Origin of the sequence: Parageobacillus sp. KH3-4, from assembly GCF_022846435.1 — a bacterium.
GTDB classification, from domain to species: domain Bacteria; phylum Bacillota; class Bacilli; order Bacillales; family Anoxybacillaceae; genus Parageobacillus; species Parageobacillus thermoglucosidasius_A.
Map to the genome: position 1 here is coordinate 3,468,315 of NZ_AP025627.1, position 18,511 is coordinate 3,486,825.

Annotated in this window: 15 protein-coding genes, 1 pseudogene and 2 CRISPR repeat arrays; of the genes and pseudogenes, 2 read left to right on the plus strand and 14 right to left on the minus strand. The window is 39.2% G+C overall.

Annotation, left to right across the window (positions count from 1 at the left end):
• Positions 1-124: 124 nt before the first annotated feature.
• The 10 genes and pseudogenes from MWM02_RS17620 to MWM02_RS17665 form a co-directional block, all read right to left on the minus strand.
• Positions 125-802, minus strand: coding sequence for a LexA family protein (locus tag MWM02_RS17620; protein ID WP_244402577.1), 678 nt, complete (start codon positions 800-802; stop codon positions 125-127).
• Between the two features lie 204 nt (positions 803-1,006).
• Positions 1,007-1,906 (minus strand): aldo/keto reductase, encoded by a 900-nt coding sequence (locus MWM02_RS17625; RefSeq protein WP_244403648.1) that lies wholly within the window; start codon positions 1,904-1,906, stop codon positions 1,007-1,009.
• Between the two features lie 281 nt (positions 1,907-2,187).
• A CRISPR array of direct repeats spans positions 2,188-3,275; the repeat unit is 30 nt; unit sequence GTTTCAATTCCTCATAGTTAAGATATAAAC.
• Positions 3,276-3,458: 183 nt separating this feature from the next.
• Positions 3,459-4,208, minus strand: coding sequence for a CRISPR-associated endoribonuclease Cas6 (cas6, locus tag MWM02_RS17630; protein WP_244402578.1), 750 nt, complete (start codon positions 4,206-4,208; stop codon positions 3,459-3,461).
• A 14-nt stretch (positions 4,209-4,222) separates the two neighbouring features.
• The gene (gene cas2 / locus MWM02_RS17635) at positions 4,223-4,486 is read right to left on the minus strand and encodes a CRISPR-associated endonuclease Cas2 (protein ID WP_064553562.1); all 264 of its coding nucleotides are present in this window, start codon (positions 4,484-4,486) and stop codon (positions 4,223-4,225) included.
• Positions 4,487-4,495: 9 nt separating this feature from the next.
• Complete coding sequence (cas1b, locus tag MWM02_RS17640) at positions 4,496-5,497, minus strand: type I-B CRISPR-associated endonuclease Cas1b (protein WP_244402579.1); 1,002 nt, start codon at positions 5,495-5,497, stop codon at positions 4,496-4,498.
• Between the two features lie 2 nt (positions 5,498-5,499).
• Positions 5,500-5,998: pseudogene (gene cas4 / locus MWM02_RS17645) on the minus strand (CRISPR-associated protein Cas4).
• A 21-nt stretch (positions 5,999-6,019) separates the two neighbouring features.
• Entirely contained in the window at positions 6,020-8,434 is a 2,415-nt protein-coding gene (cas3, locus tag MWM02_RS17650; RefSeq protein ID WP_232509673.1) for a CRISPR-associated helicase Cas3', read from the minus strand.
• Positions 8,358-9,095 carry a type I-B CRISPR-associated protein Cas5b gene (cas5b, locus tag MWM02_RS17655; RefSeq protein ID WP_064553469.1) on the minus strand — a complete coding sequence of 246 codons (738 nt, stop codon included), beginning with the start codon at positions 9,093-9,095 and terminating at the stop codon, positions 8,358-8,360. The genes cas3 and cas5b overlap by 77 nt, the downstream gene beginning before the upstream one ends.
• 15 nt (positions 9,096-9,110) lie before the next feature.
• A complete protein-coding gene (gene cas7b / locus MWM02_RS17660; protein ID WP_064553471.1) occupies positions 9,111-10,067 on the minus strand; it encodes a type I-B CRISPR-associated protein Cas7/Csh2 in 957 nt (318 codons plus the stop codon).
• A gap of 1 nt (position 10,068) precedes the next feature.
• Entirely contained in the window at positions 10,069-11,790 is a 1,722-nt protein-coding gene (locus tag MWM02_RS17665) for a TIGR02556 family CRISPR-associated protein (RefSeq protein WP_244402580.1), read from the minus strand.
• Between the two features lie 299 nt (positions 11,791-12,089).
• Positions 12,090-12,524: a CRISPR direct-repeat array (repeat unit 30 nt; unit sequence GTTTCAATTCCTCATAGTTAAGATATAAAC).
• Positions 12,525-13,264: 740 nt separating this feature from the next.
• Between MWM02_RS17665 and MWM02_RS17670 the strand changes: the two genes are divergently transcribed.
• The gene (locus MWM02_RS17670) at positions 13,265-13,498 is read left to right on the plus strand and encodes a hypothetical protein (RefSeq protein WP_064553472.1); all 234 of its coding nucleotides are present in this window, start codon (positions 13,265-13,267) and stop codon (positions 13,496-13,498) included.
• 529 nt (positions 13,499-14,027) lie between these two features.
• Positions 14,028-14,162 (plus strand): hypothetical protein, encoded by a 135-nt coding sequence (locus tag MWM02_RS19445; protein WP_256462197.1) that lies wholly within the window; start codon positions 14,028-14,030, stop codon positions 14,160-14,162.
• A gap of 1,257 nt (positions 14,163-15,419) precedes the next feature.
• Here the strand turns inward: MWM02_RS19445 and MWM02_RS17675 are convergent.
• From MWM02_RS17675 to MWM02_RS17690, 4 genes are all read right to left on the minus strand, one after another.
• Positions 15,420-15,929 carry a metallophosphoesterase family protein gene (locus MWM02_RS17675; RefSeq protein WP_064553476.1) on the minus strand — a complete coding sequence of 170 codons (510 nt, stop codon included), beginning with the start codon at positions 15,927-15,929 and terminating at the stop codon, positions 15,420-15,422.
• Positions 15,930-15,945: 16 nt separating this feature from the next.
• Entirely contained in the window at positions 15,946-17,097 is a 1,152-nt protein-coding gene (locus tag MWM02_RS17680) for a pre-toxin TG domain-containing protein (RefSeq protein ID WP_244402581.1), read from the minus strand.
• Positions 17,094-17,405: a hypothetical protein gene (locus MWM02_RS17685; protein WP_064553478.1), complete on the minus strand. Its 312-nt coding sequence runs from the start codon at positions 17,403-17,405 to the stop codon at positions 17,094-17,096. The genes MWM02_RS17680 and MWM02_RS17685 overlap by 4 nt, the downstream gene beginning before the upstream one ends.
• Positions 17,406-17,880: 475 nt before the next feature.
• Complete coding sequence (locus MWM02_RS17690; protein WP_332455080.1) at positions 17,881-18,351, minus strand: acyl-CoA dehydrogenase family protein; 471 nt, start codon at positions 18,349-18,351, stop codon at positions 17,881-17,883.
• Positions 18,352-18,511 lie beyond the last annotated feature (160 nt).

Here is an 18,511-nt window from a genome sequence, read left to right on the forward strand (position 1 = left end):
CCTCTTTTTGTTTATGCAGATACGTTCCGCTCTTTCTAAATGTATTTCAAAAAAAACACAAATAACACAAAAAACCCAAAAACTCAACTAAATAAAAGGTCAAGGTTTAAACCGTTGACCACAATCATGCTAATGCTTCATTAAGAAACTCAGAAAGCATTTCCTTCTCAAAATGGGAAAGGTCGGCAATCGATTTCAAATACCGTCCAACCAATTCTGTTACTTCTACGCCAATTTCATGATTCATCGTTTGAATAATGCTTCCAAGGACGGTTCCAACAAACATGGTCATCCGCATTTCATTGGTTGGTGCGTTTTGAACAAGATTTTTAATCAACACCTCGGTTTTCCCGCCCAACTTGCGAAGATAAACAAGAAAAAGCCCGATGATGTATGCACAGAAGGCAACGCGAATCTGCGCTTTCGGGATTTCCTCTAAAACCTTTCGAACAGCGACGCTGAGACTGCAATTCTTTAAACTGTTTAGAAACTCAAGTATTTTCTCTTTTGTTTCATGCCACTCTTCCAGATTGATTGCTTCAGAGCGTTTTTGTTCAAACAAGCTCGTAGCTTTTGCTGTTGGCAGAAAAACGATTTGGGAACGTCCTGTCTCGCCAGGATTCACAGTGTAATCACGGGTGAGATAGCCAAGTTTTTCAAGTTCTTTCAGCATGTCATATGCCGTCCATTTGCTGACACCTATTGCTTTCGCTAATGTTTCATAATGGACAGGCACGTTTGTCTTTTGGTATAAATCAATCAGCTTCTGAAGAAATTGCTTCCGACGTTCAGTTAACAACATTCATTCTCACCGCCCAAAAAACCCAAAAAATAAACACTACGCCATTAACTATAAGACCAATGAAAACTTTTGTCAACTTGAAAATGCCGCATGACACATTTGACTCAGCGGCACATCTTTCCAAACCCTATAAAGAAATTTTTGGTTCATCCAAGACCATCCAGCATATTACATTCATTAACCGACTTTTTCTCCGGTAAAATATTAAATGATATCCAAAGGCACTTTTTTACGAGGTTTTGGAAATGCTTCATCAAGTCTGTCCAGGTCTTCTTGGGTCAATTCAATCGCAGCAGCTTCAGCATTCTCCAGAACATGTTGTTCCTGCCCAGCTTTTGGAATGGCAATGACATCATTTGTGCGTATCGTCCAAGCAAGTGCGATTTGCAGCGGTTTTGCATTATATTTTTTGGCAATCTCATTAATAATTGGATCCGTTAACAACTGTTTTCTTAACGCACCTCCTTGGGCAAGGGGGCTATACGCCATAATCGGTACATGATGTTCCCGATGCCAAGGCAGCAGATCAAAATCAATTCCTCTCGAACCTAGATGGTATAACACTTGGTTTGTCGCACAGTTTGATCCATTGGTAGTGTTCCATAACTCTTTCATATCGTCTGTGTCAAAATTGGAGACTCCCCATCGCAAAATTTTCCCTTCTTTTCGCAGCCTTTCCATACCTTCGATCGTTTCTTCTAAAGGAATGCGGCCTCGCCAATGCAAAAGATATAAGTCTAAATAGTCCGTCCCCAGCCGTTTTAAGCTGTTTTCGCACGCTATTGAAATCTTGTCTAATCCCGCATTATGCGGATACACTTTAGAGACTAAAAACACATCATCCCTGCGCCCTTTGATTGCTTCGCCGACTAAACGTTCAGAAGCGCCATTTCCGTACATCTCAGCTGTGTCAATTACTTTCATGCCCAATTCTATTCCAAGTTGTAAGGCTTTTATTTCCTTAGCTTTCTCTTGAGGCTTTTCTCCCATGTGCCATGTCCCTTGACCTATGCATGGAACAGCAGTACCATCGGGCAACGTCACTACTCGCTTTTCGATCCGGCTTCTTATTTCCATTATTTTCTTACTATCCAATAAACCCATCAACGCTCTACCCTTTCCGTTATATGAGATACTTCCAAGTCTGCAAAATTCCGCTTTCATACACCAACAGCTTTTTCTACTTCAAGAATATGGAACGTGCTTTCAAAACCTCTTTTAACGTATGTTTGATTGCTATTGTTTCCATTTTTCACTTTTATAACAAATGTAGCGATGAATTACAACAAAAAAACCTTCACAGCGGCAAGCGCCAAGAAGGGTGTTTCATTCTTTATAGTTAAGATACAAACGCCTTCTCATTCATTCCCAAAACCACTGACGTAGTTTCAATTCTTCATAGGTAAGACAAAAACGCCGGCGATTTAGCATTGCAACTCACACTCAGTGATTTGTTTCAACTCCTTATAGGTAAGATAAAAACTTAAACGGCTGCGACAACGAAAAAGACTCGACACGGTTCAATCCCTCATAGTTAAGATATAAACCATTTTGTCAAAAGGTGTTTCTAGCTTCATAGAAGTGTTTCAATTCCTCATAGTTAAGATATAAACTTCTTATGAGCCACGTCAACGAATTGATATTACCCCGTTTCAATTCCTCATAGTTAAGATATAAACTGACGAGGTGCACAACGATATTGATGCTCGTGATTTGTTTCAATTCCTCATAGTTAAGATATAAACTTAAACCAGTTGATAAGTCCTTGCAATGCCGCTGCGTTTCAATTCCTCATAGTTAAGATATAAACGTCCGGGCGAAATGGCCATATGTGGACGACATGGTTGTTTCAATTCCTCATAGTTAAGATATAAACACATGAAAAATTCCGTTTCGGTGACACTATCCGAATGTTTCAATTCCTCATAGTTAAGATATAAACGATAAAAGTACGCATGTGTTCCAGATGGACGCAGAGTTTCAATTCCTCATAGTTAAGATATAAACTCAAAGATCGAGTCGATGCGAAGCGCAAGCGTAAGTTTCAATTCCTCATAGTTAAGATATAAACTCAAAAAGTCTTTCATGAATCGGAAGTTTTATATTTGTTTCAATTCCTCATAGTTAAGATATAAACTAGTGTATGACTTAAACGAATCCGTTTTGGATAGATGTTTCAATTCCTCATAGTTAAGATATAAACGGAGTATTGACGTGTCCGGCATGGGATCGAGCCGGAATGTTTCAATTCCTCATAGTTAAGATATAAACAATATCCAACGCTTTTAAGGTGTCTAGCGCGTTCGCAGTTTCAATTCCTCATAGTTAAGATATAAACTCACAACTTGATTTTCTGGCTGGCCAAAATCAGTGATAGTTTCAATTCCTCATAGTTAAGATATAAACCGATGAGTTGCGGGAGAACTTGAATAATTCCATTGATGTTTCAATTCCTCATAGTTAAGATATAAACCCAAAAAGACGTTGATATATCAAGCATTTTTCTAAAATGATTACATCTAGTATACGCCATTTTGAAAATTCCGTCAATACACAGGAATGTTGATGGCTGTAAGAACAAAGGAGAAACAAGAAGTGTCGTCGATCCCCCGGACTTTTTGCACGATTGGAGGTCGACGACAAACAAACGAAGTGGTTAGCGTTCGGAAAGAAGTCGAAACATACCAAAACCTTGGGAGTTTCGTCCGCCAATACCGACACGATACAAAAAGGTTAAGTTGCCTGGAGACGAGCAAAGGCGATAATGTCCGAGCCAAGCAGTAATATAAAATCCTTTAAAGATCGTCACAACTTTCTGCTTTTCTGTCACGCGAATTGGTTCGATAAACAACCGTTCTTTCGGTGGAATGCCATAATATGCTTCATATTTATTGCGAAAATTTAATTCAACTAAATGGGAAAATACTTCATCGTATGGGCTAAAAAATTGTGTTTTTTTGCTTCCGTCAACGAGTTCGTACGTGCTGTAAACCGTTAGAGGCGAAAGCATCTCTATTTCGATTTCTTTTCCTTTAATGTCACGTTTTTCTACATCAATTCGCTTTATTTCCACAGGTTGCCCACCGACTTGCACATCTGGATGCAATAACAAATATTCTCCGAGTTCTTGTGTCAGTTCAGGCAATACTGTGCCAACATGCCAGTAAAATTCCTCATAAAAAGTAATTGTTTTTCTTTCAAAATTTAATTGATGCGGACCGTATAGACGGCTAAACGTAAATAACTTATACGATCGTTTTTCTTTACGAAAACCTACCTCATGCAAAAACTCAGAAAATTTCGGATTTCTCAAAGAATGATATAGCAATCCTTGCAATTGTTGTTGATAATGTAGTGGAAGGGTTATAGGATTGTCGCGTCCACTCATTGCAATCGTCAGTCGCATCGTTTCCCTACTTTCTAAAGAATGAATTCATCTCCACCTTTTTTCAACCCCATCTCTTCACGCTGAGAATATTTTTGTGAGCGAAACGTGTAAAAAATGACGGAATCTTCATCGGGATCCATGATGCTTTGCAGCTCCATTTTTAATTTTTGGTAATTGGCAACGGTTATCTCGCCCTCAAACACGGAATTTTGCACCCAATGGAGATATTTGCGTGCAATTTTTAATGCCTTCGCAACGCGCTTTTCATTAAAATCATACACCAAAATGACAAACAATGCTTCCACCTACCATTTCGCCGCGTATGGCTCGTATGTTTTTTCTCCTAACAAATGCTTTTGAATTTTATATAGCTCTAGCCGAATCAATCGGCGATAGGAAACGGATTTGCCAAGGTGACGGTGCTGCACCGTTGTCTGCATTTTTTTCTCAAGTTCGCTGACGAATAATTTTCGTCCTTCTTCATTAAGCAAAATCCCGCCTGTCAATTTTTCAAAGTGCTTTGCCGATAGCATTTTCTTATTAACAAGAGTGAAAATAAGGCGGTCCACAATAATCGGTTTAAAAATTTCTGCCACATCAAGATTAAGTGAAAACCGCCGAAAATTCGTGCTATGTAAAAAACCGATCCGCGGATCTAAGTACGTTTTGTAAATTTCGCTAAGACACATCGTATACACAATCGAATTACCAAAGCTAATTAACGCATTGAGCCGATTGTGCGGAGGGCGCTTGGTCCGTTTTTCGAACACGAAATCGGGATGACGAATAATGATATCAAAGGTGGAATAATACATTTCCCGAATATGCCCTTCGGCTGCCATTAGCTGCTCTACTGTTTGCGCCTGTTTTACTCGCTCTTCTTCTTGTTCTATCGCTACCAACACTCGATCCAACACGTCTGTTTCAGGTAGACGAGAGCGGTAATATTTGATGACCCTTGTCATCTGCTGGATAGCCCCTTTGACAAACAGCCGCGCCAAGTCAAGCCGCTTAGCGTTATCGATATAATGTTCCGCTTGCTTTAAGATCACATGTCCAGCGTTTAAATGTTCGCGCGGATAAAAAGAGCCCACATAGTATCCGTGATGATTGAAATAATGAACAATAATCTCCTTTTGCGCCACAAACTCGAGAAACTTTTTTGATACATCGACTTCTCCAAAAATATATATATCGTTCGTATTTTCTACTGGGATATATCGTTTCCGTTCCTCTGTTTCGAAGTACAAACTATTATCTTTGCGGCGAAGCTCTCCGTTTTGAAAAATATACAGCGTCTTTTTCATTACTATTCCTCCGCCCAACAATATTCACGATATGCACATTTCGCGCAAAAAGAAATCTTTTTTGGTGAAGGCGGCACCGGCATGCGGGCGATGCGGTGGATGTCTGCCACCGCCTGTTTTTAACTCTTGTTTCGCTTCTTCCGTCCATTCTACCGTCTCTTTTTTCCTCTCTTCCGGAAATAGCAATTCTCCTTTTGCATCAATCCCCATTTCGCGAAGCGTATCTAAGTAATAGAGAAGCTGCGTTTTGGCGCTTTTTAAATATCGAGATGATTTTTTTACTTCACCAATCACTAATTGTCCATCTTCTTTACGAATACGGTCCACGACAATATTTCCTATCGATATTTCCTTTTTATTCCTTTGATAATATGTCTCGGAAATAAATCGCCCGATATCGAGCGCCTCATCCTCTTGATCTGGAGCAATTTGATGTTTCATCATCCATACTTCGCGCGGACAAATGTAGTAGTACCATATATCGGTTCCAGTCACAGGCATTTCATATTCCAATCGAAACACCTACCATATCATTCCTTTGCTTTTGGTTTTATATCCTAGAATCGCGTCGTAAAAATCTTCAAGAGAATCATAATTGACATAACCAATTCCGTGCACAATCGGCGGCTTGTTATCAACAGTTCTTGGTATCGAAATTACATATTGATAAAATAAAGACTTCATCGCCGCAAATTGCTTATTTCGTTCCCAACGGTCAGTTAACTGGATAACTTTTTCATACTGTCGGAAAATTTCTTGTGCTTCTTCATCGAGCTCAATAAATACATTTATTTTTTCCTCCTCCCCTTCAATCAGATGAAAGCGGGAAACAGGCGCGCGATCGGATGTCTCTTCTCCGTCAAAATATAGTGTCATTATTCCTTTTAACAGCCGTTCTGATTCAGCATTACTTATTCGATTGGATAATAAATGAAAATATTCTGTAATAAGCTGCAAAAACTGTCCTTCCTCGATCTTTACTTGTTTGCTCAACATGGTTTTCGTAATATCTAGACGAATGGAATCATAAATATAACTAGCATACAATCTTTGCCCGTCGGTTAAAGAAACGACATGTACTTCTCCTTTTCTGTCTCCATTCCGATTGCATCTTCCAGCCGCTTGCTGAATCGAATCAAGCGGTGCCAAATCACGGTATACCACATCAAAATCAATATCGACTCCCGCTTCAATCAACTGCGTACTAACCACAATGTGGTATACCCCTTTTTTGGCATCCTCTATTCTCCTCAATCTTTCTTTTGGAGGAATATGAGTGGATAAAAATGTGACTTCTTCCGCACCGATTGTGTTGATAATCTCTTCATACAAACACTTCGCACTTTCAATCGTATTCATAATGAATAAATATGTTTTTCCTGATTCTATTTCTACCTGATCCCAAAAGGACTCTATCGTTAATGACTTCTGAACATGTGAAAATAACGTCACTCTAGATAGAGGCTGAAAATACTTTTTTGGGTCCACAAGTAAAACAGTATTTTCAAAAATTCCTGGGTCAGTCGCTGAGCTAAAAAGAAAGTAACAGTTTAATTCCTGCGCCATCGCCATAAACACCTGTTTAATCGCCAACCAATATCGATGCGGAACAGCCTGAACTTCATCAATAATAAAAATCGCATTAGTCAGACGATGAAATTTCCGTAACGCACTGTTTTTATTGGAAAAAATCGTTCCAAACAATTGCACAAAAGTTGTTAAAATAAATTCCGCATTCCATCCTTCTATTAATAATTTGGCAATTTCATACGTTGCATCGTATCGTTCGTCATCTTTTATTACCGTATATTGCGTATCCGCCAAATGATGATGTTCAAGCATTAGCCGATGATCGACATCGATGCCATTGGCGAAAAATATATCTCTTATCACTTTGCTAGTTTGATCAATCACGCTTAAAAACGGAAGACTGTATATAATACGTGGCTTGACTTTCCATTCCTTTTCGATTTCTGCTTTTAGCTGCAATGCAAATTGAAGGGAAGCTAATGTTTTTCCCATTCCTGTCGGCAAATTCAAAGAGTAAAAATGTTCGTTTATATCAATCGGAGCGCAGACAACTTCTTGGAATGCCTGCTCCCGCAAGCGGTTCATCTGTGTATTCTTCCAGCTCTGACGTGCTTTATAGGTATAAATCAGATTGTCAGGAATTTCTCTTCGTTCTGAGAAAGACCATGTTTCTTTTTGGATAATCCCTGCTTCTGATTTATCGGCATCGATCAAAAGCGAAAAGAGAAATAACACATATAAATAAGGAACAACCGAGTCGTTCGTTTTATTCCATCTCATAATAAAGCGGCGCAATCGTCTTGTCTCGGCAAATAAATCATCCAGCCACTTCTGAAACTTTTCTTTCGTCCATCTTTCATTTTTATCGAGAAGGCATAGTGACTTGATTTGCTCATTCAGCTGTTCAAAGTCAATGGAATCAACTTGCCGTCGCAACAGCTCTTTTGTTTCTTCACCAAACTTTTTAAATTCTTCGAGCCAATCATCCAAATTGCCATGATGGCGTTTTACAATGATAAAACTGATGCACCGCCAGAATTCATCGAATTGCTTATTTTCCTTCAAAAATGAAATTAGCAAGGCGGCGGAAAGAAGCGCATGGCCTTTTAACTGGGGAGCTTCATGAAATTGCTCTGGAGACTGGAGATACTGTTGAAAAAAACCATTCGCTTTGCCGATGTCATGAAAAACGGCAATCCATTTGTTCAATTGAGAAAACCATGATTGCTTTGCGATTGGAATTTCTTTTTCCGACAAAAACAGGGAGGAGAGATGCTCTACCCCCTGTAAATGTTTAGACAAGTGATAATGAGGATGAGAATACATCTCATCATTCCTTTCTGTGATCGTATAAAAATACGATGCGCTCTCCCGCCTTGTTTTCCCAATAATGCGACACAACCGCACGGATCGCTTCTCCGCTTGCTTCAAACAAAACTTCTTCATAGTCAGACACAATTCGCTCCTCGTCGATCTGAAAAGCGAACCGTTCCTTTCTATATTCCTTTCCCGATTCGATACAAAGGGATGTCACATATTTTTCAGGAATCACCGAAACAATCGAAACCGTCTCCGCATTGTTATTAACTAGGCGAAATTCCTCCAAAGAAACATAATGGACATCAGCGATGCACTCACTAAGCCCCATGCAGACGGTATATACACTTCGGTGCTGTTGTACATAATCGATTAATTGGTGAAACAAAGACTGCTCTTTTACATGGACGTAGCAACGAAAATGCGGAAACCGCAAAAATTCGGTACGAATTTGCGTCCGTGCTCCTTCACGTCGTTGTTTTGGAACCCATATATTTCCTTTCGTATTGACATGGTTCAATCCCATCCGCATTTTCCGAACCGGGCTCATAATGCGAATCGCCATGTTGACCGTTTCATGATTCACATAACGCAAATATTCATTTTCTTCTTTTCCCAAACCAATAATAGCCCCCAATATGCCAAAAAAAGATGTAGGCGGAATGATCGAATAAGTCAAAGGTGATGACGTAGAATAGATTTTGCGAAAATGCCCGAAATCTGCACGAATATCAAATACAAGCACATTCATGTTCTTCATTCCTTGCTATTTGATCTCTACTGGAATTCCCGCAGTTTTCAAACTTTCGATAATATCTTCACTGCACACAAGACGATCGTCTGTTTTGATCTCTACTCTTTCAATTTTCTCTTTTTGTTTTTCCATAGCACGGATCAATGGTGCAGTATCGAGCGTATAGTCAGACACATCGCGGATTTCCTCATCGACTTTTTCTGAGTGTAAAGAAATATATTTATCTAACTCCCCGATATGAAAATGTTTTTCTTTATAGACAACACGAAGCAATAAGCGAGGAATTTGCCCTACTTTAGAGCGCGAAATCAAATTTTTCGTGCCATTCCACATCGCATCGAGCAACAATTGCACATCTTCTTCCGTCAGTTTCGTATATGAGGCAGCTGCTTCATTGATAACCCCATAAAAAGCAATAAGGGAATAAGGAAGAACATATTCTTCCCGAAATGTTTTTTGCATCATCCTACTTCCCGATGCAAAAGCACCTGTTCCTTTAATATATTCCAGTTTGACTGCGTGAAGCGACTGTCCCATTTTAAATTGAACGGGTCCTGTATGAGTAATAGAACTCTTTTCTTTTGAATTTTTCTCAATTGGCAGCGTAACGCCAAATAACCGAACATCAATACATTGTCGCAGTATTTCCTCATTAATAATCTGTTTCATCTCAGCAAGCGACAGTTTGGATTTATCTAATTTTTTGCCATCTTTGACTAAAAAATCTTCCGCTCGCGTTTTCGCATCCTGGATGTACTCATTTTCTCCCGCAATTTCGCGCACAAAAATTTCTTGATGGCAAAAATCATGCAAATAATCTCGTATCGTCCGTTTTAATCGGACGTCTGTTACAATGTTTCTTCCTGTTTCTTCATCAATCCTTGGTTTATTTTCATCGACCGGATCTCCGTTTGGATTAGCCCATTGCACATCGTATAAAAATAATAGTTCGGAACGATTTTGCAGCATATTATGCTTCCTCCTTCGCTATTATTAATGACTCTTTCACTTTGGACACAAGATTCATGCCGCAAGCAAAATAAAAATTCAATTCATCTACTGACATTTTCCACCGTGAGGATGAAAGCAAAAATAAAGTAGAAATTTCTTCAGCTAATTGCTTATGGATAAAATGATAGGATTCATACTCTTCCAACTTATTGATTACTTTCGGAAGCAGCCCTTTTACTGTCCGCTCATCCATTTTCAACCCCATTAATTGCTTTAGAAAAGGCTTGCTGCCTCGCTTGTTTTGTTGAATGTCCAAAAGCATTTGTGTCAACGAACCAAGCAGAAAAACAGCTTTCTTTTCCGGAGTATCTAGCTGCTTCCCGTACTTTTCAAACAGCACATCAAATTTTTCGCTCATGGTAGCTCCTCCTTTAACCGGCAATACACCGGCTTGCTCTAAAAAGACAATCATGGCAATAGCCTGTCTCGTTTTATAAAAAAAGGACGGTTCCCCTGATTCGTAAGCAGGCAATTCTTTTCGCAACTGTTCCATGATGAATTTTGTTAAAAAAGAAACAGAAAGCAACCGTTTTTTGAATACCGACTCGACAATGTGCAAAAAATACTTGTCGTACGAACTATGAAAGAAAGTCCGGATAAATCCAAAATGGAATGGATGATTTCCTTCCGCATATAGGAGTTGTTCAACATAGGACTTGGCTTTGAACAGCTCACTGATTCTTGACGGTAACACATCTTCGATCAAAAGCAGAATTCGCTCCGCACTTTGAATTTTTTGCAAGAATAATAGTTGAATGGAAACAACATTTTCCATATCCTTCAGGATGTCCATGACATCTTCTTCCGTAGTCATAAATGATTCTGCCTGATCCTGATGAATACGTACTTCTTTTTTATGGGAAGATAAATATTCCAACACCTCAGCAAAACCATCATCATCCTCTGCAACAGGAACAATGAGCTTAGGGATAAGTAAATAGGAAAATCCATAAAATTGAAAGCGGAGCTTCTCTTCAATAAATCTTCTTCCTTCTTCAATATATGACTTGCAAGAAAGACAAACAGGATAATTTCTCCACGCTTTGTCTTCATCTAACCCTCCAGTGATAAATCCCGGCTTGTCGAGCGTATAGAAACGGAATACCGACATTCTGCCAATAACAGTATCTTTTCGCTGTCCGCAAATGGAACAAACCTGATTAGATGCGGATAATTCCAAATCTTTTTCATTAATCAAAAACAGAAAAGCATCACGAAATTCAGGAATATCATAGAGATAGGACCCGTCCACCTTTAAAGAAAGAATAGTCCTTTCACTAGAAAGAGCCAATTTGCTTTGCAATTCTTGTAAAATGTGTTCTTTTTCTTTCTCCAATACTTCTTGAATGCCACGGAAAAACTCATTTCCATTATTTTTACAAACCTTCTTAAACCATCCTAATACTTTTTGCTGGTACGTATTCTCTATCGTTGTGATTTTGGCTGTCGGCGAATAGTTCACCCCACGGGAGGAGCCGCTACGGAATAAATATTTACGAAAATCAGATTTCTGCTCCTCTACTTCACAGCCTTCCCAAACAAATGCACCGTCGTTCCCTCTTTGAAGAAGAATATGTATGCAATTAGGATAGTCCGGGTTTTCAATGAACTGATCGATAGCTGCTTGGTCCTTTTCTCCTAACTCTATACACCCTATTTTCGCTATTGCCTCTATCAACATATCACCCCATTATCCTGCTTTTTTACTATATTGTACCAAAATAGCATAAAAAAATAGAATTAAATTTTCTAATTTTTTGTGAAATATATGTTTGATCCATTGAAAAGATTCTTACCTAAACATCGCCCAACGAATTGCTATATCAATGACAAAAAAGAAAAGGTCTACGTTTAACTACCTTTTCTCCCCTAATTACTAGTATGAAATTCCATATAATTAAAATAGCTTACCTACTGCCCATGTCTTTGTAAGTAGGATACAAGCACGAAAGACAAGAGCAAATCTTAACTGTTCATTTGGTTCCAATTCCTCATAGTTAAGATATAAACTAAGTCTTCGTAAGGTATTTTTTGACCTTTGACAAGGGTTTCAATTCCTCATAGTTAAGATATAAACATATCAAGCAATCAGCAAGCAGAAAACGACAATGAAACGTTTCAATTCCTCATAGTTAAGATATAAACCGAAACGACCAAAGAAGAAACGCAAGAAATTAGAAGTATAGTTTCAATTCCTCATAGTTAAGATATAAACAATCGCTTTCACAACGTTGGCAGAACGAACAATACTGAGTTTCAATTCCTCATAGTTAAGATATAAACGTTAGAAGCGGAAATCTTTGAAATGGAAATCCGATAGTTTCAATTCCTCATAGTTAAGATATAAACGGTTAGCTGTTGCAACCGACGGTGTTTCCGAAATGAGTTTCAATTCCTCATAGTTAAGATATAAACCCCAAAAAGACGTTGATATATCAAGCATTTTCTAAAATGGTTACATCCAGTATACGCCATTTTGAAAATTCCGTCAATACATAGGAATGTTGATGGCTGTAAGCACAAAGGAGAAACAAGAAGTGTCGTCGATCCCCCGGACTTTTTGCACGATTAGAGGTCGACGACATTTTTACGCCGTGAATGACATCGTTTATATACTACAATCACATTCTTGCATTTCTTTTTTGGATAACGGTGTGGAAACACGAAAAATATATACGTCACTGTACAGCAAAAAAGCTATACATAATGAATAGGCTTGCTGCTATTTTATTTTCTTGGCATTTTCTCTTTAAAGAACGGACTAATCATTTCACTTTTCCTTCTCTATGTCTTCGCGAAGCACCGACAAAATCCCACCCCTGCTACCTCGTTTCCTTGCACCGCTCGTTCTCCTTACTAGCTGCAGTTCGTGGGAGAATACCGGCTTCTTCCCCAAAAACAGCACGTTTAGCATCAGGGCAAAACAGCCTCCACTTGTGAAATGCAAAGTATAACATTTATGCTGTATCGTCCAACAAGCTGATCGGCCATTTTAATCCTTTTGGAATCAAAATCTCTTGAGACAATTTAAGTCTATAAGTAAATCAAAAAGCTATTGTGGTCAATATAGAGCAATTGCTCTACTAAATTATCCCATCAACATGGCGTTTGTCAGAATATTTCATGTATAAAGAGGATATAAAGAAGGTAAACACATGGCAGAGGCGCCGCTGCAAGAAATTCTCCAAGAGGCCAAACTCACGCTCAACGACATCCAAACATTGAACAATCATGTCGACAAATTGGAAAAGCGGATGAGCTGTGTCGAAGAGCGGATGACTACCGTTGAAGAGCAGGTGACTGCCATTGAAGAACGGCTTATCACCATTAAAAAGCGGGTGCCTACCGTTGAAGAACGACATCCTCCTTGGAAGAGAAGACATGACTAGTGTGCAAGAACGCTTAAAACAAACATAGAAAACCCCATCGTTGTTCTCGACGAAACAAAAGCAATCAGCGAAGCTATCCGCCATGGTCAAGAAGTCCTCATTGCAAAGTATGACATACTCTCACTTGATGTCCACGAATGAAAAGAAAAGTCACTCACCTCACTAACGTGCTTGAAGACAAAGTTCTTTCTCTCCTCCATGACCATAAATCCGGCATCCAAGTTCTCAACAACCGCGTTTTTAAAGTCGAAGCACGTTGCAACGGTTAGTCAACCCATAAAACGTTGTAAGCGATGTGGCGCTTCTAGGCACCATGCCGCTTGATTTTTACATAAGTGTGCGTCATCTTTAACTTAACTTGATTGTTATCATGATAATGATCTGGCAGGGTTAAAATGTAAGAACCCTATTCGTCACCACAGATTAAAAATCTCTAAGAATAATTTATTGATAGACTTTTTCAGTGTGCCGAACTTCTACTATGCAAGTGGTCAATGATTCAATTTTTTTGACTAGGAGGGAGTTGCTTGTGAAAATTGATATTATGTATTATGGAGCCATCCCTGCTCGAAACGCCGCTAATCGCCCTCTATTGAATTTACAAAACAATCCTTTAATAGGGAAAGAGATAGAAGTAACCCGTAACAGGGAAGCCTTTAATTAACGTTTTCTCATGAAATGATTGAATTTCAAAGAGAAAGTAGTGCTGACTTTTTTGCCAAAGACATTAATGTACAAAACGCAGATCCCTCTGACATTTTTTTCACCGCCCTCAAGATCAATGGCTTGTTTTTAGTCAGTATTTACATGAATCGCATTTTTTCGATTCGCTCAGCGTTGAGGAAGTAAAGGATATTGAGTCTACCTTGCAGCACATCACAGATGGACTTGATAGCCTGACCAAAACAGGCATCAACTTCTTTGGCGGCGTAAAAACCACAGCTGGATTCATATGAAGCACAGTTGGAGTTAGCATCGTCCTCGGCTGCTCTTCAGTACTTTAGCGACAAATTTCTAAGCGGCGATGTAAAAAGTGGATTTGATCAGCTCATTCAACAGCATATCACCCATAACACAAAAAAAGTGGAGAACTATAAGTCGCTAGAAGAAAAGTTTTATATATCACGATCAAAGATCAATCCGATAAACGTTTCTCTAACACCTGATCAGGCTTGTCATTTATCTATGACCAATAAACTTGCAAAGACGCATTAATCAAAAGAAGAAGAAGAAGAAGAAGTAGAAGCATTGCAACATGCTTATTCAGATTTATTTAAAAGCATAAAAAGCAAAAACGACTTGACTTCTGCTCTTCTAAAAGCCAAGGTGCTATTACTTCAATTTGTGACCAAAGGCATTTCACAAAACGACGCGGATTATCCGCTAGCGCAAGACTTTGTTAACCAACGCTCTAGCGACACCTTCAATCGTATAGAAGAATACTGGAAAATGTTATTAAAAGACAAATCGTATTCTTTACTCGTGGTATCAGATAAAATCTATTCACTTGTTGTCCTTGTGCTAGTTGAGCGTAACGCTCAACTAGCACCATGGGTAATACAAAATACTTTGCCAGTTTATTATTATTGGTATAGTCGGTTAAAAGTTTATATCCTATTTCTCGACACGAGAAAGCTTTCTCTCGTGTTTTAGAGTGTACTCGAAGGGTATTTAGTGGCGTTAATCGCTTTACCATGCATTGCAGCCAAACTCGTTGTAGGTGAACCATTATGAGCTCTGAATTAAAACGTTGGTAAAAACATACTTACATTCTCTTGTAATCTCACTTTATTATTTGATATAGCTGTTAGATTTAAAATAGAAAAACCTTGAAAGGCATATAGCCAATCAAAGTTAATATTTTTAGAAAAAACAAACCCTAAGGGTATTGCCCTTAAGGCTCTAATGAATAGTTTGAATATTAATCTTTTTCAACCACCTTGATTATCTCTTTTGGAACTGGTTCAAAAAGTAAGATCTCAGGGTTATTATAGGGTTTTTCTTTCATATACTCTTTAAGTGGTATCATGCTTCCCCAATAACTCAAAATTAATTCTTCTATACTTTTCCCTGTGTCAAAGTTAATTGCTTCTTCAAAAGTATACTGATTATCTTCAAAAAATGATTGATCATAAATTAGACTGGAAATGTCCTTATCAAAAACCATTACTTTTTCTGTAAATATTGGAAAACAAAGCGACGTTTCTGTCCTTTGAATCAAATCCACCCCAATTGCTTTGTCAAAATCAACCCAATCAGGCACACCAAAAGGTCTTAGTTTCTTTGTTATTTCTGGCTTCACTTTTCCTCCACAACTATACCAATAATTAGATTTTATAGAAGAAGTAATCCCATTGTCTAATATTTCTTCAATCGAAACATAGAACTCATGGTTCTTGGGTAACAATACATGATAAAGTAACTGTTCCATTTTATCCCCCAACTTTCTACTGTCTTGGTACATATGGGAAATGAGTACTTTTACTTGGGTTATCTAAATTTTCAAATACTCTATGATGCCCAGTTGGAGTATCTGATGTACTAATATTTCCCCCGTACTCTTTCTCATACTTTGTAATCCTTTGTTTATTAGGATTGTTCGGATTCCCCGGCCAATTTGAATATGCTCTGTCTGGATTACTCATTGTATCTTCTCTAAGTTTTTTTACATCAACATCCTTACCATATTGCGTTTTCTTTGGTGTAGATAGTTTTGTCGGATCATACATATGCTTCTTTGAATGCTCATTTACAAAGTCACCTTCATCCATACCACCATTTGGTTTTGTTGGTACTGGAGGTTTACCCGTCCCCTTACCAACCACCTCATCCCCAGTTTTGCCAATTATGTTCATCGTCGTTTCTTTTACTTCTTTTTCGGCTCCGCTTATCCACACACCGCGGGTCGGACCGATTCCTGCCAAGGCTGGCTGCGGTCCCTGTAGGACAGAGCCAACATTTTTGAGAAAGTTCTTCCATTGTTTTCTGAACGACCGGATCGTTTCGGTGATTGGTCCTTTGACGACTTGGTGATAGATCGTTTGGAAGAACGATTTGATTTTATCATAATGGAGGACGTTTTTCGTTTTTGAGATCCATTTCGAAACATCCGCTGCGGTTCCGGCCGCTTTCGCCCCTTTGATCCCCGCTTTGCCGGCAATGCCTGCCCCTTTGACCGGAGGAATAAACGAAGCCAACAGCACTCCTCCCGCAACCAGGCGGTCCCATCCGGATATCCGTTCTCCGGTGATTGGGTCATATTCTCCAAACAATCGCTGCAAGTCATACCAGCCAAGAAGCTCCAAACCGAATTCTTTCATATTGTCGGCGAGCGTTTGGTCGGCTTGGCGCATTGCCGCGGCTGTCCGATACAGCAGTTCCTCCGCTTCATTCAGCTTTTCTTCATAGCGCTGGAGCCAATGAAGCAACTCATCCTTGAAACTATCGATCGCAGCAGTGCTAATGCCGGGAATCTCCATGGCTAAAGAAGGCAGTGTCCAAGAAAGTGAAGTCCGCGCACGACAGCAGGCGTCTTCTGCATCGGGAACATGCTTCGCTACTATTTCCAGCTCTTCTGGTTTGACTCGGATCGTCGTCATTGCCGTTCCTCTATCTTTCGGCGAATTTGGGCAATTTCCCTGCTTATTTCATGAAGGAGACCGTCTGCCGTTGCATCAATCATTTGCCGCAAATTCCCGGATATCGGCTCATGCGCTTTCCCCGTCTCTCCCTGCCAATTCGGAACATTCTCGGCACTTGCGGGATAGAATGCACGAGTCCCATGCCGAAGCCGAAGTTCCCCGATTGCTTCTTCGACCTGCGCCTGATAAGACTTAATACAATCAATCATCGTCTCATAGCCCCTGCGTTTCACTTCTTGTTCGATCGATTCCGATAAAGACGCCACCTTGATTTTCTCCCCCAATTTATACATTCTATTTAAATGGTAACATAGGGAAAATAAGGATAAATCATGATATATTCCTGTTTTTCCAGATGACAACAGGGACTTTTTTCTTAATCTATCATTCTGACATGCTAAACATATTAAAGTTCCTTGGAAAACAACCTGTTTACGGAATAAACTTTTTCATATGTGGAACGATCAGAAAAAAGGAAAAGCCAAACAGCCATGGAAAAAGCGATGATATCGTTTGCTGACAAGACAGAACAGATTGTGAAAACAATCCTAGTTTCTTGATTTCTTTCGCGCATATGGGATGATCTAAAACATCATGAACATTTTTTTGAAAATAAAGCTGGCTTGCCTATGCCGCCAGCTTTCGTTCCATTGCAGCAAATGTTAAATTTTACATTTATTTAATATAAGCGAAGTCACTAATTGATGGTCATGTTTGATTTGCCCAAAAACCAGTTCCGCTTCAATGGTCTGTTGTTTGTATGGAAGTTAGCCCTAGATGGTTTTTCCTTTTTCTATTCTTCACTTTTGTCAGCGCAGAGTCTGCTAATTGCTGAGTCACCATATCATCTTGAGGCGGATGAAACGGTCCACACTGAACGTCGCGAAAAAGGCGTTCTAATTTATGATGCTTTGATAATGCATGGCCTCCTGCAATGCGCATCGCAAGCTCAACAATGCGTATGGCATTGTTGCATATGATATATTTCGCCATGCTAACTTCGTCCGAAAAACAATCTTTATGCTCTGGATTGCTTTCCCACTTCTCAGCAATCGCGTACAGCGTATGCCGTGAAGACTTCAACAAAATTTCAATTTGCCCGATTTTACCGCGGATGTGCGGAATATCTGCAATTACTCCGCCAAAACTGTGAGAATATCTGGAAACAGCAAAATCAAGGATAAAATCTCTTGCAGCCCAAGCAATTCCTATATAAAACTATTTAACTTTTCGACATGGGACTTAGGCGATACCAAGCCGGCGCAATACGTCGTCTGGACTTTTGGAAATCTATGTAAAAAAACAAATTCATGGCTTCTTCAATCGAAGAACATGTGGAATGAAACCGATTGGAAATGACGGTTTCTTTTAG

Coding starts and splice junctions, on each gene's coding strand:
- cas6 (WP_244402578.1), bottom strand. CDS start 4,208: ATGCGACTGACGATTGCAATGAGTGGACGCGACAATCCTATAACCCTT.
- MWM02_RS17665 (WP_244402580.1), bottom strand. CDS start 11,790: ATGTTGATAGAGGCAATAGCGAAAATAGGGTGTATAGAGTTAGGAGAA.
- cas5b (WP_064553469.1), bottom strand. CDS start 9,095: ATGAATGTGCTTGTATTTGATATTCGTGCAGATTTCGGGCATTTTCGC.
- cas1b (WP_244402579.1), bottom strand. CDS start 5,497: ATGAAAAAGACGCTGTATATTTTTCAAAACGGAGAGCTTCGCCGCAAA.
- MWM02_RS17620 (WP_244402577.1), bottom strand. CDS start 802: ATGTTGTTAACTGAACGTCGGAAGCAATTTCTTCAGAAGCTGATTGAT.
- MWM02_RS17670 (WP_064553472.1), top strand. CDS start 13,265: ATGGCAGAGGCGCCGCTGCAAGAAATTCTCCAAGAGGCCAAACTCACG.
- MWM02_RS17625 (WP_244403648.1), bottom strand. CDS start 1,906: ATGGGTTTATTGGATAGTAAGAAAATAATGGAAATAAGAAGCCGGATC.
- MWM02_RS17680 (WP_244402581.1), bottom strand. CDS start 17,097: ATGACGACGATCCGAGTCAAACCAGAAGAGCTGGAAATAGTAGCGAAG.
- cas7b (WP_064553471.1), bottom strand. CDS start 10,067: ATGCTGCAAAATCGTTCCGAACTATTATTTTTATACGATGTGCAATGG.
- MWM02_RS17675 (WP_064553476.1), bottom strand. CDS start 15,929: ATGGAACAGTTACTTTATCATGTATTGTTACCCAAGAACCATGAGTTC.